This window comes from Erythrobacter sp. QSSC1-22B, assembly GCF_001678665.1.
Lineage (GTDB): Bacteria > Pseudomonadota > Alphaproteobacteria > Sphingomonadales > Sphingomonadaceae > Qipengyuania.
In genome coordinates, this window is record NZ_LZRP01000001.1 from 341,425 (window position 1) to 362,631 (window position 21,207).

The 21,207-nt window shown below is 65.9% G+C and carries 21 protein-coding genes; 11 read left to right on the forward strand and 10 right to left on the reverse strand.

Annotated features, from left to right (window positions below; genetic code table 11):
- Positions 1-6: 6 nt before the first annotated feature.
- From folP to A9995_RS01595, 4 genes are all read right to left on the reverse strand, one after another.
- Positions 7-1,146, reverse strand: coding sequence for a dihydropteroate synthase (folP, locus tag A9995_RS01580; protein ID WP_067608196.1), 1,140 nt, complete (start codon positions 1,144-1,146; stop codon positions 7-9).
- A 42-nt stretch (positions 1,147-1,188) separates the two neighbouring features.
- Positions 1,189-2,337 carry a site-specific DNA-methyltransferase gene (locus tag A9995_RS01585; RefSeq protein WP_067608199.1) on the reverse strand — a complete coding sequence of 383 codons (1,149 nt, stop codon included), beginning with the start codon at positions 2,335-2,337 and terminating at the stop codon, positions 1,189-1,191.
- A gap of 211 nt (positions 2,338-2,548) precedes the next feature.
- Complete coding sequence (locus A9995_RS01590) at positions 2,549-3,472, reverse strand: oxidoreductase (protein WP_067608202.1); 924 nt, start codon at positions 3,470-3,472, stop codon at positions 2,549-2,551.
- Positions 3,469-4,095 (reverse strand): ribonuclease HII, encoded by a 627-nt coding sequence (locus A9995_RS01595; protein ID WP_067608205.1) that lies wholly within the window; start codon positions 4,093-4,095, stop codon positions 3,469-3,471. The genes A9995_RS01590 and A9995_RS01595 overlap by 4 nt, the downstream gene beginning before the upstream one ends.
- Between A9995_RS01595 and A9995_RS01600 the strand changes: the two genes are divergently transcribed.
- The 5 genes from A9995_RS01600 (at position 4,094) to A9995_RS01620 (ending at position 8,243) form a co-directional block, all read left to right on the forward strand.
- Positions 4,094-5,281, forward strand: coding sequence for a PQQ-dependent sugar dehydrogenase (locus tag A9995_RS01600; RefSeq protein WP_067608208.1), 1,188 nt, complete (start codon positions 4,094-4,096; stop codon positions 5,279-5,281). The genes A9995_RS01595 and A9995_RS01600 overlap by 2 nt on opposite strands.
- Before the next feature lie 65 nt (positions 5,282-5,346).
- Complete coding sequence (locus A9995_RS01605) at positions 5,347-5,877, forward strand: GNAT family N-acetyltransferase (RefSeq protein WP_067608211.1); 531 nt, start codon at positions 5,347-5,349, stop codon at positions 5,875-5,877.
- A gap of 43 nt (positions 5,878-5,920) precedes the next feature.
- Complete coding sequence (locus tag A9995_RS01610) at positions 5,921-6,469, forward strand: DUF1285 domain-containing protein (protein ID WP_067608214.1); 549 nt, start codon at positions 5,921-5,923, stop codon at positions 6,467-6,469.
- Positions 6,466-7,071, forward strand: coding sequence for a CoA pyrophosphatase (locus A9995_RS01615; RefSeq protein ID WP_067608217.1), 606 nt, complete (start codon positions 6,466-6,468; stop codon positions 7,069-7,071). The genes A9995_RS01610 and A9995_RS01615 overlap by 4 nt, the downstream gene beginning before the upstream one ends.
- Positions 7,068-8,243, forward strand: coding sequence for a CCA tRNA nucleotidyltransferase (locus A9995_RS01620; RefSeq protein WP_067608220.1), 1,176 nt, complete (start codon positions 7,068-7,070; stop codon positions 8,241-8,243). The genes A9995_RS01615 and A9995_RS01620 overlap by 4 nt, the downstream gene beginning before the upstream one ends.
- Positions 8,244-8,271: 28 nt before the next feature.
- Here A9995_RS01620 and parC read toward each other — a convergent pair whose 3' ends face one another.
- Complete coding sequence (gene parC / locus A9995_RS01625; protein WP_067608223.1) at positions 8,272-10,563, reverse strand: DNA topoisomerase IV subunit A; 2,292 nt, start codon at positions 10,561-10,563, stop codon at positions 8,272-8,274.
- 226 nt (positions 10,564-10,789) lie between these two features.
- Between parC and A9995_RS01630 the strand changes: the two genes are divergently transcribed.
- Both A9995_RS01630 and A9995_RS01635 read left to right on the forward strand, forming a co-directional pair.
- Positions 10,790-11,347, forward strand: coding sequence for a type 1 glutamine amidotransferase domain-containing protein (locus A9995_RS01630; RefSeq protein WP_067608226.1), 558 nt, complete (start codon positions 10,790-10,792; stop codon positions 11,345-11,347).
- A 157-nt stretch (positions 11,348-11,504) separates the two neighbouring features.
- On the forward strand, positions 11,505-12,527 hold the full coding sequence (locus A9995_RS01635) for a type I restriction endonuclease (protein WP_233998039.1): 1,023 nt from the start codon (positions 11,505-11,507) through the stop codon (positions 12,525-12,527).
- Positions 12,528-12,533: 6 nt separating this feature from the next.
- Here A9995_RS01635 and A9995_RS01640 read toward each other — a convergent pair whose 3' ends face one another.
- The 4 genes from A9995_RS01640 to A9995_RS01655 all read right to left on the reverse strand — a co-directional run bounded on the left by A9995_RS01640 (position 12,534) and on the right by A9995_RS01655 (position 16,692).
- Positions 12,534-14,060 (reverse strand): amidase, encoded by a 1,527-nt coding sequence (locus A9995_RS01640; RefSeq protein ID WP_067608232.1) that lies wholly within the window; start codon positions 14,058-14,060, stop codon positions 12,534-12,536.
- 62 nt (positions 14,061-14,122) lie between these two features.
- Positions 14,123-14,458, reverse strand: a complete 336-nt coding sequence (locus tag A9995_RS01645) for a 2Fe-2S iron-sulfur cluster-binding protein (protein ID WP_067608235.1) — start codon at positions 14,456-14,458, stop codon at positions 14,123-14,125.
- Positions 14,455-15,552 carry a cysteine desulfurase family protein gene (locus tag A9995_RS01650; RefSeq protein ID WP_067608237.1) on the reverse strand — a complete coding sequence of 366 codons (1,098 nt, stop codon included), beginning with the start codon at positions 15,550-15,552 and terminating at the stop codon, positions 14,455-14,457. The genes A9995_RS01645 and A9995_RS01650 overlap by 4 nt, the downstream gene beginning before the upstream one ends.
- A gap of 60 nt (positions 15,553-15,612) precedes the next feature.
- Positions 15,613-16,692, reverse strand: coding sequence for a cysteine desulfurase family protein (locus A9995_RS01655; protein ID WP_233998040.1), 1,080 nt, complete (start codon positions 16,690-16,692; stop codon positions 15,613-15,615).
- 93 nt (positions 16,693-16,785) lie between these two features.
- Here A9995_RS01655 and A9995_RS01660 point away from each other — a divergent pair, with 93 nt between their 5' ends.
- Entirely contained in the window at positions 16,786-17,442 is a 657-nt protein-coding gene (locus A9995_RS01660; protein ID WP_067608239.1) for an alpha/beta hydrolase, read from the forward strand.
- Between the two features lie 204 nt (positions 17,443-17,646).
- Positions 17,647-18,354, forward strand: coding sequence for a TonB family protein (locus A9995_RS01665; protein WP_067608242.1), 708 nt, complete (start codon positions 17,647-17,649; stop codon positions 18,352-18,354).
- 40 nt (positions 18,355-18,394) lie between these two features.
- Here the strand turns inward: A9995_RS01665 and A9995_RS01670 are convergent, their stop codons facing one another.
- Positions 18,395-18,604, reverse strand: coding sequence for a hypothetical protein (locus tag A9995_RS01670; protein WP_067608245.1), 210 nt, complete (start codon positions 18,602-18,604; stop codon positions 18,395-18,397).
- Positions 18,605-18,729: 125 nt separating this feature from the next.
- Here A9995_RS01670 and A9995_RS01675 point away from each other — a divergent pair, with 125 nt between their 5' ends.
- Both A9995_RS01675 and A9995_RS01680 read left to right on the forward strand, forming a co-directional pair.
- Positions 18,730-19,143, forward strand: coding sequence for a DUF3597 domain-containing protein (locus tag A9995_RS01675; RefSeq protein WP_067609441.1), 414 nt, complete (start codon positions 18,730-18,732; stop codon positions 19,141-19,143).
- Between the two features lie 49 nt (positions 19,144-19,192).
- Positions 19,193-21,055: a DUF885 family protein gene (locus tag A9995_RS01680; RefSeq protein ID WP_067608248.1), complete on the forward strand. Its 1,863-nt coding sequence runs from the start codon at positions 19,193-19,195 to the stop codon at positions 21,053-21,055.
- Positions 21,056-21,207 lie beyond the last annotated feature (152 nt).

A 21,207-nucleotide genomic window follows, 5' to 3' on the forward strand; every position in this document is an offset into this window, starting at 1 on the left:
ACCGGGTCAGCCCGGCAGATCGGCGAAATCGGTCAGCGCCGCATCGCGCAGCCCGCGCCAGACGTTGCGCGCCTGGACAGTTTCCGCCGCATCGTGGACGCGCAGCACCTGCACCCCGGCGTTCATCCCCGCTAGCGCGAGTGCGATGCTGCCGCCGAGCCGGTTCTCGACCGGCGCTTCGTTCGACAGCGCGCCGATCATCCGCTTGCGGCTTGCGCCGAGCAGGATGGGATGACCGAGCGCATGGAATAGCGGCAGCGCGTTGATAAGCGCGGTGTTGTCGGCCAGCGATTTGCCGAAGCCGATGCCCGGATCGAGCAGAATCTTTGCCGGTTCGATCCCCGCCTCCAGCGCGGCATCGCGGCGCACGCGCAATGCGTCGAACACCGCGAAGACCACATCCCCGCCATCCGCGCCCCCATTCGATCTGGCGTGCAGATCGTCGCCCGCCGCGCCGGGCGCGTGCATCAGCACCACCGGGCAGCCGCGCGCCGCGATCACCTCGGCACTGCGCGGATCGTGCGCGAGACCGGAGACATCGTTGACCATCTGCGCGCCCGCATCGAGCGCTGCCTCCATCACCGCCGCCTTGCGCGTGTCGATGCTGATCGCCGCGCCCATTGCGGCGCAAGCCTCGATTGCGGGCAATACGCGGGCGATCTCGTCACCTTCCCACAGCCGCGGGGCGCCGGGGCGCGTGCTTTCGCCGCCAATATCGAGCAGCGCCGCACCCGCCTCGACCATCGCTGCGGCATGATCGCGCCCCGCCTCGCGGTCATCGAGAAAGCGCCCCCCATCGGAGAAGCTGTCGGGGGTAACGTTGAGAATGCCCATCACCTGCGGCTGGTCGAGCCGCACGGTGCGCGAACCCAGTTCCAGCGGCGGATGCGCGAGGGTGAGATTGGCCCATTGCGCCTCGGCTTCGGCGCCCAGTTCCTCGGGGAGCTGACCTAGCACCCCGGAAATCGTTTCGGGCGAAGCCAGCCAGCGTTCGACCACCGCGCCATCGCCGCCCTCGCCGCGTCGCTGGATCACAGCGAACCGGCTGGCATAGGTCATGCCGCCGGCGAGCCGGATCGCGTTGCCATGCTCGCTCTGCGGGCCGGTGACGAAACCGATCGGGCGGATGTAGATGCGGTCAGTCATCGAGCGGGATCCAATTGCTTAAGCGGAAATGGGCCTACGCGATCAGTCCTCGGTCGCCAGCAGGTAAAGCTGCCGCGCCGTATCGATCGGAGTGACTTCGCCGCCCTTATCGTAGTGCCAGAAGCTCCACCCGTTGCAACTCGGAGCACCCTGCAGATCCTTGCCCAGCCCGTGGATCGAACCGACCTGCTTCTCGTACGCCAGCGAACCATCGGCGCGGACCTGTGCGGTCCAGCGTCGCTTGCGGTCGAACAATTGCGTGCCCGGCGGGATCAGCCCATTCTCCACCAGCGCGCCGAAGGCGACCCGAGGCGCATCGCGGCGGCTCTGCATGGTGGCGAGCGCGCTTTCGTCGAGCGGAAGCTCCTTGGCGATCCGCTTGCGAGCGGCATCGCGGTATAGGACTTCGCGCTCGCAACCGATCCAGTCGCGGCCCAGCCTCGTCGCCACCGCACCGGTGGTGCCGGTCCCGAAGAACGGGTCGAGCACGACATCGCCACGCTCGGTGGTTGCCAGCAGCACGCGGTAGAGCAACGATTCAGGCTTCTGCGTCGGGTGCACCTTGGTGCCGCCTTCCTTGAGGCGCTCGCCACCGCTGCAGATCGGCAGCACCCAGTCGCTGCGCATCTGCAGCTCATCGTTGAGCGTCTTCATGGCGCGGTAGTTGAAGTGGTATTTCGCCTTCTCGCCCTGGCTGCACCACAGCAGCGTCTCATGCGCATTGGTGAACCGGGTGCCCTTGAAATTGGGCATCGGGTTGGTCTTGCGCCAGACGATGTCGTTGAGGATCCAGAACCCCAGATCCTGCAGGATCGCGCCGACGCGGTAGATGTTGTGATAGCTGCCGATCACCCACAGTGCGCCATCGGGCTTGAGAACCCGCTTGCACTCGGTCAACCAAGCCTTTGTAAAATCATCATAAGTGCGGAAGCTGGCGAATTTGTCCCAATCGTCGGTGACGGCATCGACCTGACTGCCATCGGGGCGGTTGAGATCGCCGCCGAGCTGGAGATTGTAGGGCGGATCGGCGAACACCAGATCGACCGATGCGGTCGGCAGCTCACGCAGCCGCTCGATACAATCGCCATCGAGTATCTGTCCCAGCGGCAGTTGTACCGCCGCCGCTTGCGGCGCTTCGACGGCCGTCTTGCGCGCCTTGACGCGCGTCATTTCGGCCTCGAGGACCCCCATGTCATATTCCCCATCTGCAGTTATCCACAGGGTGAGTCCAAGCCGCCTTCAGGTCAAGGCCGGAGTTCTAGGGGGGTATGGTTAATTCTGTGTTAGCCGTGAAAGAACGAAGAGAGTCCGCCACCAGATGTTGAGTCTGCAGGTGTTTTCATGACTCCAGATGAAGTGGTGTGGCCTTTGGGACTCGCACCGGGTGTTTATTTCTTGCGGCTCAAGCGGAGGGCGCAGGTGCAAGTCCGGGATCGATCCCGGAGAGCTCGACCGACTTCTCCCACAGTCGCGCGGCCAGCAGCGGATCCTGCGCGGTCTTGCTGGCAATCGCGCGGCCCGAAGTCCGTCCGCTCATCTCGCGCAAGCCATAGGGGCCGAAATAATCGCCGCCCTGCGCTTCGGGATCGGTGGCCGCCTGCAGCGCCGGCAGCGCCCCGGCCTCGCTGGTGTTGAGCACCGTGCCGACCAGCGATCCGAACACATTCCCGAACACGCCCATATGGCGCGTGATCTCGGTCTGCGCGATCCCCGGGTGGCAGGCGAGCGAGACCACCGGAGAATTCGCCGCGCGCAACCGCCGGTCGAACTCGAAGGTGAACAGCAGATTGGCGAGCTTGCTCTGGCCGTAGAACTTGGTGCGCCCGTAACCTTTGCGGGCATCGAGATTGTCGAAATCGATCGCTGCGCCGCGATGGGCGAGGCTCGACTGGTTGACGACGCGCGCCCTGCCATCCGCAGCCAGCTTGCCGAGCAGCAGGCTCGTGAAAGCGAAATGACCCAGATGATTGACCGCAAATTGCAATTCGCTGCCGCCCGGTGCGCGCGACAGTGGCGGCATCATCACCCCGGCGTTGTTGACCAGTATGTCGATGCGATCTTCCTGGCTCGCCCGTTCGGCAGCTTCACGGATCGAAGCGATATTCGCCAGATCGAGAGGCAGAAACTCTGTCGCAACCCGCTCGTGGCCCGCAGCCAGCCGCTCCTGCGCTTCGCGCGCCTTATCGGCGTCGCGGCAGGCCAGCAGCACACGTGCCCCCTTACGCGCCAATCCTTCGGCGATGGCGAAGCCGATGCCGGTGTTGGCGCCGGTGACGATGGCGGTCTTGCCGCTCTGATCGGGAATATCGGAAAAGGCGAAGCTCATGCGAACATCTCCAGTTGCGCGACCGGAGCGAAGCTGCGGCGGTGCAGCGGGCTCGGCCCGTGTATCCGTAATGCGGCAAGGTGCTCGGGCGTTCCGTAACCGGCGTTGCGCTCCCACCCGTAATCCGGGTGGAAACGTGCCGCCTCGCGCATCAGTCGGTCGCGATATTCCTTCGCGAGGATTGAGGCAGCGGAAATGCAGGGCTCGAGCGCATCACCGCCGACGATTGCGCGAGCGGGCCAGCGCCAGCCTTCACAACGCCCCTGCGGGGTGAGATTGCCATCGATCAGCACGCTGTCGGGCGCGCAGGCCAGCACATCGACCAGCCGCGCGACCGCCAGGGTCATCGCCAGCATGGTCGCGCCGAAAATGTTGAGCCGATCGATATCCTCGGGCTCGACCACCCCCAGGCCCCAGGCGCAGCAGGTCTGGATCTGCGGCTCGAGCTCGGCCCGGCGGGTGCGGGAAAGTTTCTTGGAGTCGTCCAGCCCCTCAGGGCAAGGCTTGCACAGCACGACCGCCGCCGCCACAACCGGCCCTGCCAGCGGGCCTCGGCCCGCTTCGTCCACGCCAACGATCAGCGGCGCGGCACCTAGTCCTCGCTCGGGAGTTGCACTCAACATGACCAAACCATCCATCCTTGCCTCCACCCTATCGCCCCTGCTCCTTGCCGCAAGCTGCGGCGGCGCCCCGAGCGGGGATAGCGCCGCCAATTCGACCCCGGTTGCGGGCGCCGACACTGGCGCAGAGTTCGACGGCGAATTCGCCATCCAGAGCTTCGGCACCTTCGACGAGCCTTGGGCCTCCGCCTTCGTGCCGGGCACATCGGTGCTGGTGCTGACCACCAAGCCCGGCGAACTGCGCGCGATCGACACCGAGACGCAGCAGGCGATCACGATCACGGGCGCACCCGAAGTCGACTATGGCGGCCAGGGCGGACTGGGCGATGTTGCATTCCTCGACAGCGAAACCTCTGCCACGCTCGGTACCCGCACAATCTATCTGAGCTGGGCGGAAGCCGGCGAAGGCGATACTCGCGGCGCGGTCGTCGGACGCGGCCAGATGGTCTGCGCGCAGGCGACTTCCTGCAGCATAGAGGGCCTGTCCGTCATCTGGCGCCAGAGCCCCAAGGTGACCGGACGCGGCCATTATTCGCACCGTATCGAATTTAGCCCGGACGAGCGTTATCTCTTTATCGCCAGCGGTGACCGACAGAAAATGACTCCGGCGCAAGACACCAGCAATACGCTGGGCACCATCGTACGCCTCAATCTCGACGGCACCCCCGCCGCAGGCAATCCACTCGCCGAACGCGGCGGCGCAAGCGCGGAAATCTGGAGCTGGGGCCACCGCAATATTCTCGGCATGGACTTCGACGACAGCGGCCGATTGTGGGAAATCGAACACGGCCCCAAAGGTGGCGACGAGTTAAATCTCGTCGAACGCGGTGCCAATTACGGCTGGCCCGTGCGTTCGAACGGCGTCAATTACGATGGCTCCAACATTCCCGATCACAGCGCGGACGACGGCTTCACCAAGCCCGTGGTTAACTGGACCCCGATTATCGCGCCCGGTAACTTCGTCTTTTACAACGGTGATATGTTTGAGGGCTGGAATGGCGACGCCATAATCTCAGGCCTCGCAACCGAAGCGCTGATCCGCGTCGAGATGAACGGCACGAGCGCCCGCGAAGTAGCGCGTTACGATATGGACAAGCGCATTCGCTCGGTGATCGAAGGACCCGACGGCGCGCTTTGGGTGCTGGAAGATGGCGATGGCGCCCGTCTTCTGCGCCTGACGCCGGGCTGAGCCCGCACCCGGGCAGGACGATAACCATCGACTTGCCCGGGTCCCGGCCCTAATCCGCGCCGCCCATGGCTACGCTGATTCCCCTGACCGCGGTCGAGCCCGCGCTGGTCGAGCAACTGCTCGACGCCGCCTTTGGCGAGGACCGCCTCGCGCGGACCGCCTATCGCATCCGCGAGGGGACGCCGTGGCTCAAGACGTTGAGCTTTGCGGTGCTCGACGAGGAGGAATACCTAACCGGCACGATCCAGATCTGGCCGGTCGCGCTGACCGATCCCAAAGGCCGCCCGCACCCGATGCTGATGGTCGGTCCGGTCGCGGTGATGCCCGGGCGTCAGGGCGAAGGCTATGGCAAGGCGCTGATCACCGCCGCGCTGGGCGCGATCGACCCGCGTGCCGCGTTGCCGCAGGTGCTGATCGGCGACGAAGCCTACTATGGTGCCTGGGGTTTCGCCGCAGCCCCCACCCCTGCATGGCGCTGCCCCGGCCCGTGGGACCCGGCGCGGCTGCTGGTCCGCACGGACAATCCGGCTGTTTTGCCGCTTGAAGGTATGCTCGGACCCTGGAGCGAGGAAGCGCGTGCGGCCTTGGCGAATTAGGCGCGCTCTGCCATCCTGCCCTGCAGCCATATAAGCAGTCATCATGCCCTACGAACCACCCCCAGAACTCGCCTCGCTCGGCCTCGCCGAGATCGCCGAACAGGTCGCGCTGCGCAAGCTTCCGCCCGTCGAGGAGTGGAGCCCGGCGAACGAGGGCGACAGCGAGATGCGCATCGCCGCCGACGGAACTTGGTACCACGATGGCGGCAAGATCCGGCGCCAGGCCATGGTGCGCGCCTTCGCCGGCCTGCTGACCCGCGACGAGGCGGGCACATACTGGCTCGTCACCCCGGTGCAGAAGCTCTCGATAGAGGTCGAGGATGCCGCCTTCATCGCCACCGACTGCCGCCTGGTCGATGACGGGATCGCACTGCGGCTCAACACTGACGAGCTGCTGGTGGTCGGACCCGGCCACGCGCTGCGCGCCGAGGGGAACCGCGATGCGCCCGCGATCTACTGCCATGTCCGGCGCGGCTGCGAAGCGCGGCTCAACCGCTCGACCTACGAGCAACTGGCGCAGATCGCACTTGCGCGCGGCGACGACTGGACCGTGACCAGCCAAGGCGAAACCTTCTCCCTGCTGCCGGCATGAGTGCGCTGTTCGACCGGCTGCAGGCGCTGTTCGAACAAGGCCATGCGCAGGAATTCGGCGATCTCATGTCCGATGCGCGGTTTGCCGATGCCCGGCGGACCGCCGATGCCGCGGTGCTGATCGCGGTGACCGACCGCGCGGACGAGCCCAGCGTGCTGCTCACCCAGCGCCCCACCACGATGCGCGATCATCCCGGGCAGGTCGCCTTTCCCGGCGGCAAGCTGGAACCCGGCGAGGATGCGGTGGCCGCGGCGCTGCGCGAGGCCCACGAAGAACTGGCGCTCGACCCGCAGATGGTGCGCCTGATCGGGACCACCGACCGCTACCAGACCGGGACCGGCTTCGACATCACCCCGGTGCTCGGCGTGATCCCGCCCGACCTGCCGCTGATGGCCTGCGAACGCGAGGTCGAAAGCTGGTTCGAGGCGCCGCTGTCGCTGCTGATGGATGACCGCAACTGGCGGCGCAATTCGGTGTTCTGGAAGGGGGCCGAGCGCGAATATCTCGAAATCGAGCATGGCGGCTACCGCATCTGGGGCGTGACCGCGGCGATCTGCTACAATCTCTCGCGGCGGTTGGCATGGATGGGGGCCGAGCGATGACGCGTTTGCCGGAAGCCGAGTGGACGCGGCGCGAGGATCTTGCCGGGCTGGTGGCTGCGCTGGGAGCGGAAAACCTGCGCTGGGTCGGCGGCGCGGTGCGCGACACGCTACTGGGCGGAACCGCCAAGGATATCGACGCGGCAACGACGCATCGCCCCGAAGGGGTGATCGAGCTATGCCGCGACGCGGGCATCCGGACGGTCCCGACCGGGATCGATCACGGCACGGTCACCGCGCTGCTCGAATACGGTCCGGTCGAGGTGACGACGCTGCGCCACGACGTCTCGACCGACGGCCGCCGCGCCACCGTCGCCTTTGCCGACGACTGGCGCGAGGATGCGGCGCGGCGCGACTTCACCATCAACGCGCTCTACGCCCATCCCGAAACGCTCGAGATCGCGGATTATTTCGGCGGGCTCGACGATCTTGTGGCGCGGCGGGTGCGCTTTATCGGCGATGCCTTGCAGCGCATCCGCGAGGATCACTTGCGCATCCTGCGCTATTTTCGCTTCCAGGCGCGCTTTGGCGATGCGCTGGATGAGCAAGCGCTCGCCGCCTGCCGCGACCTGGCCGGAACGCTCAAGGAGCTGAGCCGCGAGCGGGTGGCGATGGAGCTGCTGGCCATCCTCGGGCTGCCCGACCCCGGCCCGACAGTCGAACTCATGCAGCATTGCGGCGTGCTCGCAGTGATCCTGCCCGAAGCGCGCGCGGCCGAACGCGCTTGTCTCGTCGCGCTGCTGGCGCATGAGCGGGCGCAAAACGCGGCACCCGAAGCGGTCCGCCGCCTCGCAGCGTTGATCCCGCCGGTCCGCGCGCTGGCGGAAGCGGTGGCGGTGCGCCTGCGGCTGTCGCGCGCCCAGCGGGCACGGCTGGTCTGCGCGGCGGAACGGACGCCCGAAGATGCCGCCGATCCGCGCGGTCTTGCCTATCGCGAGAGCATCGATTGCGCGCGCGACCGGCTCTTGCTGGCCGGCAAATCGCTCCGCGAACTCGCACATTGGGAAGTTCCGCAATTCCCCCTCAAGGGCGGGCGGATCATCGCCCTCGGTGTGGCCGCCGGGCCCGAGGTCGCGCGGATGATGCGGGCGATCGAACGAAGCTGGGTCGCAGAAGGCTTCCCCGGCCCCGAGCGGATCGACGCGCTGCTCGAGGCCGAACTCGCCGCCCGCTAATCAGACGCCGGGGATCAGCCCCCGGTGATCAGTCGAATGTGTTGTCGCGCGGGAAGCCCTGCGGCGGCATCCGCCCGGCGCCGCCGCGCGCGACCTTCCATTGCCACATCTCGGGTTCGGTGCGGGTGCGGCCGCTGTCGCCGCCCATCGCCCAGCTGAGGCCATCCTCGAGCCGGAAGGTGCGCGCATCGGCCATCCCGCCATCGCGATAGCGCTGCAGCTGGACACCCTGCCCTCGCGCCATGTCAGGCAGTTCCTCGAGGTTGAACACCACCAGCTTGCGATTGTCGCCGACCACCGCGACATGATCGTCGGCGGGAGCGATCGGGCGCACCACCGCCAGCTTCGCATCGCCCTTGAGATTGACCACCTGACGCCCCTTGCGGGTTTCGGCCAGCAGCTCGCCGGTCGCCGCGGCAAAGCCCTTGCCGGTGCTCGCCGCTAGCAGCAGCCGCTGCTCTGGTGAATGCAGCACCATAGCGACGATCTGCGCTTCGGCATCGATATCGAGCGTGTTGCGCAAGGGCTCGCCGAAGCCGCGCGCCCCGGGCAGTTTGTCCGCGCCCAGCGTGAAGAATCGCCCATTGTCCGCCGCGAGCAGCAGCTTGTCGGTGGTCTGCGCATGAACAGCAAAGGCCGGGCCATCGCCTTCCTTGAACTTGAAATCCTGATCGAGCGGGACATGCCCGCGCGCGCCGCGCACCCAGCCGCGCTGGGAGAGGATGACCGTGATCGGCTCCTTCTCGATCATCGCATCCATGCTGAATTCGACCGTCGGTGCGGCTTCCTCGATGCTGGTGCGGCGGCGCCCCAGCGGGGTATCGGGGCCGTATTCCTTGTGCAGGTCGGCCAGCTCGCGCTTCAACCTTGTGCGCTGGCGCGCGGGCGAGGCGAGCAATCTGTCGAGCTCGTCCTTTTCCTTGAGCAGCGTGTCCTTTTCCTGGCGCAGCTGCATCTCCTCCAGCCGCCGCAGCGAGCGCAGCCGCATATTGAGGATCGCCTCGGCCTGGCGGTCGGTCAGCCCGAACTCGGCCATCATCAGCGGCTTGGGCTCGTCCTCGGTGCGGATGATCTCGATCACCCGGTCGAGATTGAGGAAGGCGATGATATAGCCCTCGACCAGCTCGAGCCGCCGCGCGATCTGCTCGAGCCGGTGCAGGCTGCGCCGCTGGAGGATATCGATCTGGCTGGCGACCCAATTGCCGAGCAGCTCCTTCAGCCCCATCACCATCGGTGTCCGTGTGGCATCGAGGACGTTGAGGTTGAGCCCGAACCGCGTCTCGAGGTCGGTCAGCTTGTAGAGCGATTCCTTGAGCAGTTCGGGATCGACATTGCGGCTGCGCGGTACCAGCACCAGCCGGATCTTTTCATCGCTCTCGTCGCGGACATCCTCGAGGATCGGCAGCTTGCGGTCGGAGATCGCCTGCGCGATCTGTTCGATGAGCTTGCCCTTCTGGACTTGGTACGGGATTTCGCTGACCACCAGCTGCCACTGTCCGCCGCCCAACCGCTCGATCCCGGCGTCGCGATCGGCTGGTTTCTCCGCTTCCTCGGCATGGAACCGCGCGCGCACGCGAAAACTGCCGCGCCCGGTCTCATAGGCCTTAGCAATCACCTCGGGCCCGTCGACCACCAGCCCGCCGGTGGCGAAATCGGGTCCGTGGAACAGCTCCATCAGCCGGGCGTGCTCGACATGCGGGTTGTCGATGAGCTCGAGCGTGGCATCGACCACTTCGGCGACATTGTGGCTGGGAATGTTGGTCGCCATGCCGACCGCGATCCCGCTCGAGCCGTTGGCGAGCAGATTGGGGAACAGGCCGGGGAAGATTTCCGGCTCCTGGTCCTCGCCATTGTAGGTGGGGACGTAATCGACCGTGCCCTCGTCGAGCCCCTCCATCAACCGCACCGCAGTGCGCGTCATCCGGGCTTCGGTGTAACGATAGGCAGCGGCGTTATCGCCGTCGATATTGCCGAAATTGCCCTGCCCCTCGACCAGCGGATAGCGCAGCGCGAAATCCTGCGCGAGCCGGACCATGGCATCGTAGACGCTGGCATCGCCATGGGGGTGGTACTTGCCGATGACGTCGCCGACCACGCGGGCGCTCTTCTTGAAGGCGTCGGTGGGGTTGAGCTTGAGCTGGCGCATCGCCCACAGCAGCCGGCGGTGGACCGGTTTCAGACCGTCGCGCAAATCGGGCAGCGAGCGCGCGGTGATCGTCGACAGCGCGTAAACCAGATAGCGCTCGGACAGCGCGGAATCGAACGGGGTGTCGACGATCGCGTCGATGGGATCGGGCTTGGTGGTGTCGGTCTTGGCCATTTATATTCCTACCCGCTCATCCGCTGGACGACCCAAAGCCAGCGGCCGTGGGACGATTTTCGGAGCATGATTGGCGGCGCCGGTTTGAGGGCGCCACGGCTCCAGCGGGACGAGCGGAAATGATTCCAGTCGCCCCGCCCTATCACCGCCACGGCTCGGCTACCAACGGGGAACAGCAGGCTTTCCCCATACGTTGGCAAGGTAACAACAAATCAAGGAGTTACCCATGACCAAGCACGTGATGATCCTCGCGACCGATGGCTTCGAACAGTCCGAACTGATGAAGCCCAAGGCCAATCTCGAACAGGCCGGTATCAAGACCACCGTCGTCAGCCTCGAAAGCGGTTCGATCAAGGGGTGGAATGATGGCGATTGGGGTGAAAGCGTCCCCGTCGACGCGACCGTCGACAGTGTAAGCAGCATCGACGAGTTCGATGGGCTTCTGCTTCCTGGCGGCCAGATTAACCCCGACCTGCTGCGCGCAAACGAAGGCGCCGTCGCCATCGTCCGCGACTTCAACGCTGCGGGCAAGCCCATCGCGGCAATCTGCCATGCGCCCTGGCTCCTGATCGAGGCGGGCGTGATCAAAGGCAAGACCGCAACCAGCTACCATTCGATCCGCACCGACCTCAAGAATGCCGGCGCGACAGTCGTCGACAAGGAAGTGGTTGTCGATGGCAACATCATCACCAGTCGCGCCCCCGACGACATTCCCGCCTTCTCGAAGGCGCTCATCGAAGCGGTCGGCGCAACAGTAAAGGACAGCAAGCTCGAAGCCGCGTGACGGCTAGCTGAAATCTGATTGAACGAAGGGCCCTGCCGCAGTGATGCGGCGGGGTTCTTCTTATCGGTACTTGCAATGCCGTCATTATCGTTCAAGCCTCTCGCGATCATGTGTTGATCTGGGGGGATTTATGACACTCGAAGCCAGTATTGCAGACTTGCAGAACAAACTTCGCGAGTATCGCGAAATGCTCGGGACCGAGGAAGCAGCCAAAACTACACTCGTCCTGCCATTCCTGAGGGCCTTGGGATACGATATTTTCGATCCTTCCGAAGTCCGAGCCGAATTCACCTGCGACGTCGGAACCAAGAAAGGCGAAAAGGTCGATTACGCGATCTGCGTCGATGGTCACCTCTCGATCCTGATCGAATGCAAACCCATCAACAGCAAGCTTTCGCTCGAACAGGCGAGCCAGCTATTCCGCTATTTCTCGGCCACCGATGCGAAGGTCGCGCTCTTGACCAATGGCATCATCTACAAATTCTACACCGACGCCGACCGGACCAACCGGATGGACGATCAGCCCTTCTTCACTTTCGATCTGGATTCGTACCGCAAGAGCGACCTGAAGAACCTGGCGCCCTTCCAGCGGTCGGACTTCAATCTTGACCGCATCGCCGCCCAGGCGGGGACGTTGAAACTTCAGGGTCAGGTCTCGAGCGAGTTGCGCAAGGAATTCGCCGAGCCATCCGGCGAATTCGTCCGGATGGTCGCCAACCGCCTGCATGACGGTCGCCTGACCGAGGCCGTCCGGCATCGCTACCAGCAGGTCATCGCGACTTCGATTGCCGCCCTCATTCGCGACAGCGTCAACGATCGGTTGCAAAGCGCGATGTCGCAACCCGACGAGCAAAACTCCGCCGACCTTGTCGATGTTGATTTTGAAGAGATCGAAACCACTCAGGTGGAAATCGACGGGTTCAATATCATCCGTGCCATCGGTTCTCGAATCGTCCCGGCGGAGCGGATCGGCATCCGCGACGCAAAATCCTACTGTGCAGTCCTTCTCGACGACAACAATCGCAAGACGATCGCGCGCCTGCATTTCAACAGCCTGACCTCGCGGTATCTGGGCATTTTCGAGGGCAAAGCGGAGGAACGGCGTTCGATCAGTTCACCCGTAGAAATCTACAGCCACGCGGACGCCATTCTCGCGCGCATTCGCGAGCTGGAGCGCTAGCGTTCCTCAAGGGGTGGTCGGGGGCAGCCAGCGCTCAAAGGTCGGAACGGCAAGCGGCGCAGTCCGCGCCCGCTCATAGGCTGCCCCGGCCTTGAGCACTGCATGGTCCGCCCATCTGGGGCCGATCACGCTCACTCCGACCGGGAGCCCTTCCATCTGACCCATCGGCACGGTCAGATGCGGGTGGCCACCGATGGCGGCGAGGCTGCCCATGCCGATCCCGCCCGAAAAATTGTCGCCATTGACGAGATCGCTCGCCCAGGCGGGCCCGGTGGTCGGCGCGATCAGGAACGCGACGTCGTGCTCGCGCAGCAGGCGATCGATCCCTTCCTCGCCGGCCAGCCTGCGGCTGTTCTCCAGCGCCGCGCGATAGGCCGCCTCGTCGGTCTTGGTCAGCGCCAGCTCGAACAGGTCCTGACCGAACCAGCGCATTTCAACCGCCGCCTGCGCTTCGTTGAAGGCGACGAGATCCGCGAGACTTCCCGGCAGGCCCGTACCCGGAAGGCTCGACAGATAGGCGTCCATCCCGGTGCGCAATTCATAGAGCAGCACCTCGAACTCGTCCCGGTACATCTCCGATTGCGGATCGAGGGCGATCTCGACGGGGACCGCTCCCGCCCTCCGCAAATCCGCCAGTGCCTGCTCGAAGAGGCGCGTCACATCTGCGCGCTCCCCCACCTGATTGCGCATCACGCCGATCCGCACGCCCTCGAGCGAGGCATCGGCGAGACCGGAATGGTATTCGGTCCGGTGGCGGTCGGCCTCGGCGGTAACCGCGTCGGCAGGATCGCTCCCCGCGATTGCCCCGAGCAGCAGCGCGACATCGGCCACGCTGCGCGCCATCGGCCCGGCAGTGTCCTGTGCATGGCTGATGGGGACGACATGGGTGCGGCTGACCAGCCCCACGGTCGGCTTGAGCGCAACGACGCCATTCACGCTGGCGGGGCAGGTGATCGAGCCATCGGTTTCGGTCCCGATCGCCGCCCAGGCGAACCGGGCAGCAACCGCAGCCGCGCTTCCCGACGAGGACCCGCAGGCGTTGCGATCGATGGCGTGCGGGTTTCTGACCAGCCCGCCGATGGCGCTCCAGCCGCTGGTCGAATTGCGGCTGCGGATATTCGCCCATTCGGAGAGGTTCGCTTTGCCCAGAACAACGCCGCCCGCAGTCCGCAGCCGCGCAATGAGCGGCGCGTCGCGCCGCGTCATATTCGCCTCCAGCGCCAGGCTACCGGCGGTTGTCGGCAGCTCGCTGGTCTCGATATTGTCCTTTACCAGCACCGTGCGGCCCGCCAGCGGCAGCCCTGCCCGCTCGGCCGCCGCCGCCTGCGCCGGGGCATCCGGATTGGTGGCAATGACCGAGTTCAGCTGCGGTCCGGCATCGTCCAGGCTTGCGATCCGCTCAAGGTAGAACTCGGCCTGCTGCGCGGCAGATCGTTCGGTCTGGGCGCCGGACTCCGTCGACGCTGGCGCAGGGACGCCGGCACAAGCTGCGAGTGGAACGGCGAAGGCGATGGCCAGCAAATGTTTGCGCATGCCTACTGATGCCGCAGCGCTGGGGGATAGACAAGGCTGCTTCAGGCAGCTCCGCAGCTTGCTCAGAACCGCCGCGCGTCGTGGCTGTCGGCGGGAACCGAGACGCTTAGACCGTCGAGGGCTTCCTCGAGGACGATCTGGCAGGAGAGGCGGCTGGTGCGGCGCACGCCGGCGGCGAGATCGAGCATGTCTTCCTCGTCCTCGCTCGCTGGCGGCAGCTTCGCGAACCATTCGGGATCGACCACCACATGGCAGGTCGAGCAGGCCATCTGCCCTTCGCAGGTGCCTTCCAGCGGCAGGCCGGCACCCTGCGCCAGCGTCAGCAAATTGTCGCCGGGTTCGCCGACCGCCTCGACGCGCTCGTCACGCGCCGTGGTGAAGCTGACCCGGACGCTCACAGCCACTGCGCCTTCGCCGCTGCGTTGATCTTGTCCGCCGCTTCCTCGATCTCTTCCATCGTGGTGTAGCGCCCCCAGCCCAGCCGGATCGAGCTCTTGGCCCGCTTGCCCGACAATCCGATCGCCGCGAGCACATGGCTGGTGCGGCCTGAGCCGCTGGCGCAGGCGGATCCGGCGGAAAACATCACGTCGCGCACCTCGCTCATCAGCCGGTTCACATCGAGTCCGCCATATTTTTTGGGCGGGCGAAGGTTCATATTGCCATGCCAGCGCGCGTCTTCGCTGCCGTTGAGCTTCCAGTCGGCGAACAATTCGCGTGCGCGGTGCCAGAGCTTTTCGACATGCTCGGCATCGGCTTCCATCTGCTCCTTTGCGAGCAGCGCCGCCGCGCCGAAGCCCGCGATCAGCGCGGGGCTGAGCGTGCCCGAGCGGATCCCGTATTCCTGCCCACCACCGGTCTGCACCTCGGTGAGCTCGAGCCCGTCGCGGACCCACAGCGCGCCCACGCCTTTTGGACCGTGCATCTTGTGCGCGCTGACCGCGATCATATCCGCCGCAGTCAGCTCGATCTTGCCATAGGCCTGGACCGCATCGCACAAATAGAGCGCATTGGCGCCCTTGGCCTTGCGGTGCCAGTCGATGGTCGGCTGCACCGTGCCGATCTCGTTGTTGACCTGCATCACGCAGACCAGCCGCGTGTCGGCGGGCAGGTCCTGTTTGGTGTTGCACTGGCCGTCCTTGGCGACGTTCAATTCGTGGCAGGTGCCAAGGCTGCGCGCGGTATCGAGCACCGCTGCGTGTTCGATCGCCGAAGCCGAAACCGTGCGGCGATCGTCGCGGCCCGCGGTGCCGCGGATCGCGAGGTTGATCGCCTCGGTCGCGCCCGAGGTGAAGATCACCTGGCCCCCGGCGGGGAACAGCGCCGCGACCCGGTCGCGCGCCAGCGCAATCGCCGCGGCGGCTTCGCGCCCCATACGGTGCGGCGAGTGCGGATTGCCGAAGCCACTGCCCCCGGGGCCGTCGAGCCAGCGCATCATTTCGTCGCGCGCTTCGGGAGCGAGCGGAGTGGTCGCCTGATAATCGAGATAGATCATGTCGGGTACGATCCTAACGCGTGTCGCGGGGCTTGTCGAAGCGGTGTTTTGAGATTGCGGTCAGTCCCGCTGTGCCAGCTCGCGCCAGACGTCGCAGAAGCGTCCGACTTCTGCGCTGGTCGTCGACCAGCCGACACTGACCCGGATGGTGCGATCGGCGATATCGGGTTCGAGCTGCATCGCCTCGAGCACATGGCTGCGCTTCAGGCTGCCGCTCGAACAGGCGCTGCCCTGCGATACGGCGATGCCCGCCATGTCGAAGCGCATCAACTGCGCGCTGCCGCTCATCCCGGGCATGGCGATGGCTTGGATAAAGGGCGTCGGATCTGCCAGCCGATCGGCCAGCCAGGTGCCGCCCATGGTGCGGCAGTCCTCGGCCAGCGCCTCGAACGCTTTGAGCACCGCGGGGTCGCAATAGGGGGTGTCGCAGGCTTCGAGCGACGCCGCCATGGCGAGCGCTGCGGGGAGGTTCTCGGTGCCCCGGCGATAGCCCCGCTCGTGCCCGCCGCTGGGCTTGAGCAGCGCGTAATCCTTCACCAGCAGAGCGCCGATACCCACCGGACCACCGAACTTATGCGCCGAGATGATCGCCATGTCGCAATCGGGCAGCGCGAACTTGCCCGCGCCTTGCGCGCAATCGGCAAGCAGCACGCCACCCGCCTGGCGCACGATCGCGGCGATGGTGACGAGATCCTGTCGCTGGCCGGTCTCGGAATTGATCTGCTGAACCGCCACCAGCGGGCGCTCGCGGCGGATCGCTTCCTGCAGCACCTCCAGATCGAGCGCGCCATCGGAGCGCATCGGCAGCCGCTCGGCATCGGGCGCCGCGCCGAGGATGGCGTCGTGCTCGGTGGCGGCGACCAGTCGCGCGCCGGCCTGCGCGCTGCCCAGCGCCAGTTGCGCGGCCTCGCTCGCCCCCGAGGTGAAGATGATTTCGCCCTCCCATCCAAGCGCCGCAGCGATCCGCGCGCGCGCATCCTCCAGCGCGGCCTTAGCCTTGCGCCCCTCGGCGTGCGGACTGCTCGGATTGGCCCACAGCCCCCAGCCCTCCTCCAGCGCGGCGAGCGCTTGCGGCCGGATCGGGGTGGTGGCGGCGTGATCGAGATAGATGCGTTCGGCGATGGGACAGGCTCTAAACAATTGCGAATTGCGATGGAAAGCCTATATAGCCCGCGACTTCCCGCGCGCCACCACCGGCAGCACGGGCCAACCATCTCGCTAGGTACTCCAACCATGCCGACCGTCATCTTCCCCGGCCCCGAGGGCCGTCTCGAAGGCCGTTTTTCGCCTGCGCCGCGCCCGCGCGCGCCGGTCGCGATGATCCTCCATCCGCACCCCCAGGGCGGCGGGACGATGAACGAGCAGATCACCCAGAAGCTCTACAAGAATTTCGTCGATCGCGGGTTTGCGGTATTGCGGTTCAACTTCCGCGGCGTCGGCCGTAGCCAGGGCAGTTTCGACAATGGCGTGGGCGAATTGTCCGATGCCGCCTCGGCGCTCGACTGGGTCCAGTCGATCCATCCCGAGGCGCAGACGACCTGGGTCGCGGGCGTCAGCTTCGGCTCGCTGATCGGAATGCAATTGCTGATGCGCCGCCCCGAAGTGCGCGGCTGGATCTCGATCGGCGCCCCGGCGAGCATGTATGATTTCTCGTTCCTCGCCCCCTGCCCGGCCAGCGGGATCTTCATCCACGGCGCGCAGGACACGGTGGTCCAGCCCAACGCCGTGACCAAGCTGGTCGAGAAGCTGCGCACCCAGAAGCACATCACCGTGCATCACGAGGAAATCCCCCGCGCCAACCACTTCTTCGAGAACGAGCAGGACGAGTTGATGGCCTCGGTCGACAATTACCTCGACTTCCGGCTCGATCCTTCCTGCCCGATCAAGTGACGGCAGCCTCGGGCCTGCGATAGTCCCGAAGATCCGCAAGCCATCGAAATTCTCCTGCGCCGTTAGCCGGCGCGAGGGTAAACGCGTTGCATCGGGCAACGCGAAATGTCTTGCAGGACTCGTGATGTTGTAACATTCTCTCTGCGCAGGCCGTCCGGCTTCTCTCGTCGCACTGGCGGTCGCAACCAGAGAGAGGACTGTCTAATGGCCTATGCCGACCAGACCCGCCGCCCGTCTCCCGCCAGCATGATCGCAGTCGTAGCGGTCCACGCCGCGATCGGCACCGCACTGATCACCGGCCTGTCGTTCACCGGGGTACTGAAGCCGCCGCCCAAGCCGCTCAGCGGAGCCCAGATCGAACTGCCCAAGCCACCCCCGCCCGAACCGCTACCCGACCCGCGAGCCGAGCCGAAACCCGAACCCAGCGCACAGGCCAGCAATCCACGCGATACGATCGTCGCACCCCGGGCCCCGATCTCATTCGCTGCGCCGACGCCACCGTTCCAGACCACCGAGCTCGTCCTCCCGCGCTATCCGATGATCCGGCAACCGGGTCCGGACCCGACCGCAAGTCCGGCACCGCAGCCGAGCGCTGCCCCGAGCGCGAGCGGCGTCGCGCCACTGGCCGCGCGTCCGCGGACCGATCCCGGGCGCTGGATCACCACCAACGACTATCGTTCGAGCTGGATTGCACGCGAGCTGACCGGAACCGCCCGCTTCCGGCTCGAGATCGCCGCCGACGGCCGCGTCACCGATTGCGCGATCACCGGTTCCACCGGCCATGCGGCGCTCGATACGGCGACCTGCCGCCTGCTCGAACAGCGCGCGCGCTTCGAACCGGCGCGCAATTCCAGGGGGGACGCGGTGGCAAGCAGCTTTGCCAATGCCGTCAGATGGGAATTGCCCGACTGAGTCCCGCCTCAATCACAGAGACGCGATCGCAAAGACGCGATCACTCGGTCGCGCCCCGCTCGATCCGGTCGAGCGGGGCCATCCCGCCCCCGTCGGGCACGGTCCAGATCGCAACATTGACCAGCGCGACCGCGACCAGCACCAGCATCAGCGCCGCCTGTTTGCGGTGGCCGCGCTTCCACGCCAGCCAGGCGCCTCCGATCAAGGCGATGGCGGCGAGGACGGTGATGGACAGCGCAATGTCGAGCATGGTGCTCTCTTGGCAGTCCCGCCCGCTTGGCGAAAGCCCGTTTCGCAAGGAACGCCACGCTCCGGCTGCCGTTGGGCAAGAGCAGGCGTATCATTGCGATGCGCCACAATCGGAGCGCGATTTCCATGGGTATCTTCAGTTCGATCAAGGATGCAATCTTCGGGACCGATCCCGAACCTTCGAAAACCCGCGCGACCCAAGCTCCGGCGAGCCCCATGCCACCGCCCGCCGTGACGACTCCTGGTGCTGGCAGTATCGAAGAACCAAACCCGGGCCGCGCTGCGGGCGACCGGATCGATGTCGAGAACAATCTCGATTCGATGCCCGGTTCCGACCGCCTCAACTGGCGCACCTCGATCGTCGATCTGCTCAAGCTCATCAACGTCGATTCCGATCTCGAGAGCCGCAAGGCGCTCGCGGCCGAACTCGGACTGAAGGACTACACCGGGAGTTCGGAAGACAATCTGTGGCTGCACCGCAAAACGATGCGGGCCCTCGCCGAGAGCGGTGGCGACGTTCCGGCCCACTATATCGATTGATTTGGCAGGACATTTGACAGGATAATGCCGGGCGCTCACACCGCCCGGCATGACCCAGACCAGCTTTGCCCTCACCCGTCGCCAGGCCCTAGCCGGGCTTGGCGCGACCACCGCACTTACGCTTGGCGGCTGCGCCGCGACCGGGCGCCCCGCCGCCATCGGGCAGGCGCAGACAATCGGCGCCGAACGTCTGCTCGAGGTGGTGGCCTACAATTTGCTCGAGCACGAGCCCGAGCGCGCCACCTCGCTCGGGGTCGACACCGGGCGCTATTCCGAAATGCGGGCCCGGCTGAAGGACGCCTCGCAGACCGGGCAGGATCTCTACGCGGCAACGTTGCGCCGCGATCTCGACCGGGTTCGTGCCGTCCCGCGAGACGGGCTTGATTCCGACATAGTGACCAGCCTCGAAGTGGTCGAAAGCGCCTATTCCACCGCGCTCGACGGTTTTGCCCTGCCCTATGGCGATGTCGCCGTCGGCAGCTGGCGCAACGCCCCCTACGTGGTGATCCAGAATGTCGGCACCTATCTCGACATGCCGCGCTTCCTCGACAGCACCCACCCGCTCGAGGACGGCAGCGATGCCGATGCCTATATGGAACGGCTGGAAGCCTTGCCCGGGGTGCTCGATGGCGAGCTGGAACGGATTCAGGCAGCGCGCGGCATGGGCGTGGTCCCGCCCGCCTTCCTGATCGACAAGGCGCTCGAGCAGATGCAGAGTACGATCGCCAGCGCGCAATCGGGCGAGCTGTTCGTCGCGCAATTGCGCCAGAACCTCGCCGCCAAGGGCATGCCGAGCGCGTTTGCCGCGCGCGCGCAACCGCTGGTCACTGGACCGATCGCCGAGGCGCTGACCCGCCAGCTCGCCGAACTCGGCCTCCAGCGCGGCATGGCGGACAATGATGCCGGGATGTGGAGCCAGCCGCGCGGCGACGAATGCTACGCCTGGGCCTTGCGCGCCAGCACCACCACCACCCAGAGCCCCGACGAGGTCCACGAGGCCGGGCTGGAAGAACTCGCCATGCTCCACGCGCGGATGGACCCGATCCTGCGCGAGATCGGCTACACCAGCGGCACCGTCGGCGAGCGGATGCAGGCGCTGAGCCGCGACCCGCGCTATCAGTTTGCCCAGGGCGATCCGGGTCGCGCCGAGATCATGAGCTTTATCGAGGAGCGGATCGACTGGATCACCGCGCAAATGCCGCGCGCCTTCAACACGCTGGTCGATCCCACGCTCGAGGTCCGCCGCCTGCCCCTGTCCGAGGAACCCGGCGCGCCGGCCGCCTATGGCGGTGCGGGCAGCAAGGACGGGACGATCCCGGGCCGGATGTGGATCAACCTGCGAACCACCGATCTTCACCGCAAATACGATCTCGCCGACCTGACCTATCACGAGACCATCCCGGGCCATGTCTGGGAAGGCGAATATTCCAACCGTCTGCCGCTGATCCGTTCGATCCTCGCCTTCAACGCCTTCTCCGAAGGCTGGGCGCTCTATGGCGAGCAGATCGCCGACGAGCTCGGCGCCTATGACGAGTTCAAGGTCGGGCGGCTTGGCTATCTCCAGGCGATGGCCTTCCGTGCCTGCCGGATGGTGGTCGACACCGGGCTCCATCACAAGCGCTGGACCCGCGAACAGGCGCGCAATTTCTTCGTCGAGCGCAACGGCAGCAAATACGAGGAAGTCGCCTCCGAGGTCGATCGTTATTGCAGCTGGCCGGGCCAGGCCTGCGGGTACAAGGTCGGCCACAGCGAAATCGTCCGCCAGCGCGCCCGCGCCGAGGCGGAACTGGGCGACGCCTATGATTTCAAAGCGTTCAACGACGCGGTGGTCTTGGGCGGCAATGCGCCGCTCGATGTCCTGGGCCGGAACGTTGGCCGGTACATTGCCGGTGCATCGAAACAGGCCGGCTGAAAGACGCGCAATGACGCTGGCTTGGCGAGCCTTCGGTTCCCCCAACTGCAGTCGTCGCCAATCAGGTTGGACCGCACCCCAAAGAAAACCCCCGCTCCGGTTGCCCGGGCGGGGGTCTCCTCTCCAACCGGCAATCCGGTCTGGTAACTGGC

What these genes read in the sequence shown, in the direction of transcription:
- A9995_RS01615 (WP_067608217.1), top strand. Translation starts at nt 6,466, where the DNA reads ATGAGTGCGCTGTTCGACCGGCTGCAGGCGCTGTTCGAACAAGGCCAT.
- A9995_RS01630 (WP_067608226.1), top strand. Translation starts at nt 10,790, where the DNA reads ATGACCAAGCACGTGATGATCCTCGCGACCGATGGCTTCGAACAGTCC.
- A9995_RS01620 (WP_067608220.1), top strand. Translation starts at nt 7,068, where the DNA reads ATGACGCGTTTGCCGGAAGCCGAGTGGACGCGGCGCGAGGATCTTGCC.
- A9995_RS01660 (WP_067608239.1), top strand. Translation starts at nt 16,786, where the DNA reads ATGCCGACCGTCATCTTCCCCGGCCCCGAGGGCCGTCTCGAAGGCCGT.
- folP (WP_067608196.1), bottom strand. Translation starts at nt 1,146, where the DNA reads ATGACTGACCGCATCTACATCCGCCCGATCGGTTTCGTCACCGGCCCG.
- A9995_RS01675 (WP_067609441.1), top strand. Translation starts at nt 18,730, where the DNA reads ATGGGTATCTTCAGTTCGATCAAGGATGCAATCTTCGGGACCGATCCC.
- parC (WP_067608223.1), bottom strand. Translation starts at nt 10,563, where the DNA reads ATGGCCAAGACCGACACCACCAAGCCCGATCCCATCGACGCGATCGTC.
- A9995_RS01600 (WP_067608208.1), top strand. Translation starts at nt 4,094, where the DNA reads ATGACCAAACCATCCATCCTTGCCTCCACCCTATCGCCCCTGCTCCTT.
- A9995_RS01610 (WP_067608214.1), top strand. Translation starts at nt 5,921, where the DNA reads ATGCCCTACGAACCACCCCCAGAACTCGCCTCGCTCGGCCTCGCCGAG.
- A9995_RS01605 (WP_067608211.1), top strand. Translation starts at nt 5,347, where the DNA reads ATGGCTACGCTGATTCCCCTGACCGCGGTCGAGCCCGCGCTGGTCGAG.
- A9995_RS01640 (WP_067608232.1), bottom strand. Translation starts at nt 14,060, where the DNA reads ATGCGCAAACATTTGCTGGCCATCGCCTTCGCCGTTCCACTCGCAGCT.
- A9995_RS01665 (WP_067608242.1), top strand. Translation starts at nt 17,647, where the DNA reads ATGGCCTATGCCGACCAGACCCGCCGCCCGTCTCCCGCCAGCATGATC.
- A9995_RS01595 (WP_067608205.1), bottom strand. Translation starts at nt 4,095, where the DNA reads ATGTTGAGTGCAACTCCCGAGCGAGGACTAGGTGCCGCGCCGCTGATC.
- A9995_RS01680 (WP_067608248.1), top strand. Translation starts at nt 19,193, where the DNA reads ATGACCCAGACCAGCTTTGCCCTCACCCGTCGCCAGGCCCTAGCCGGG.
- A9995_RS01590 (WP_067608202.1), bottom strand. Translation starts at nt 3,472, where the DNA reads ATGAGCTTCGCCTTTTCCGATATTCCCGATCAGAGCGGCAAGACCGCC.
- A9995_RS01650 (WP_067608237.1), bottom strand. Translation starts at nt 15,552, where the DNA reads ATGATCTATCTCGATTATCAGGCGACCACTCCGCTCGCTCCCGAAGCG.
- A9995_RS01585 (WP_067608199.1), bottom strand. Translation starts at nt 2,337, where the DNA reads ATGGGGGTCCTCGAGGCCGAAATGACGCGCGTCAAGGCGCGCAAGACG.
- A9995_RS01670 (WP_067608245.1), bottom strand. Translation starts at nt 18,604, where the DNA reads ATGCTCGACATTGCGCTGTCCATCACCGTCCTCGCCGCCATCGCCTTG.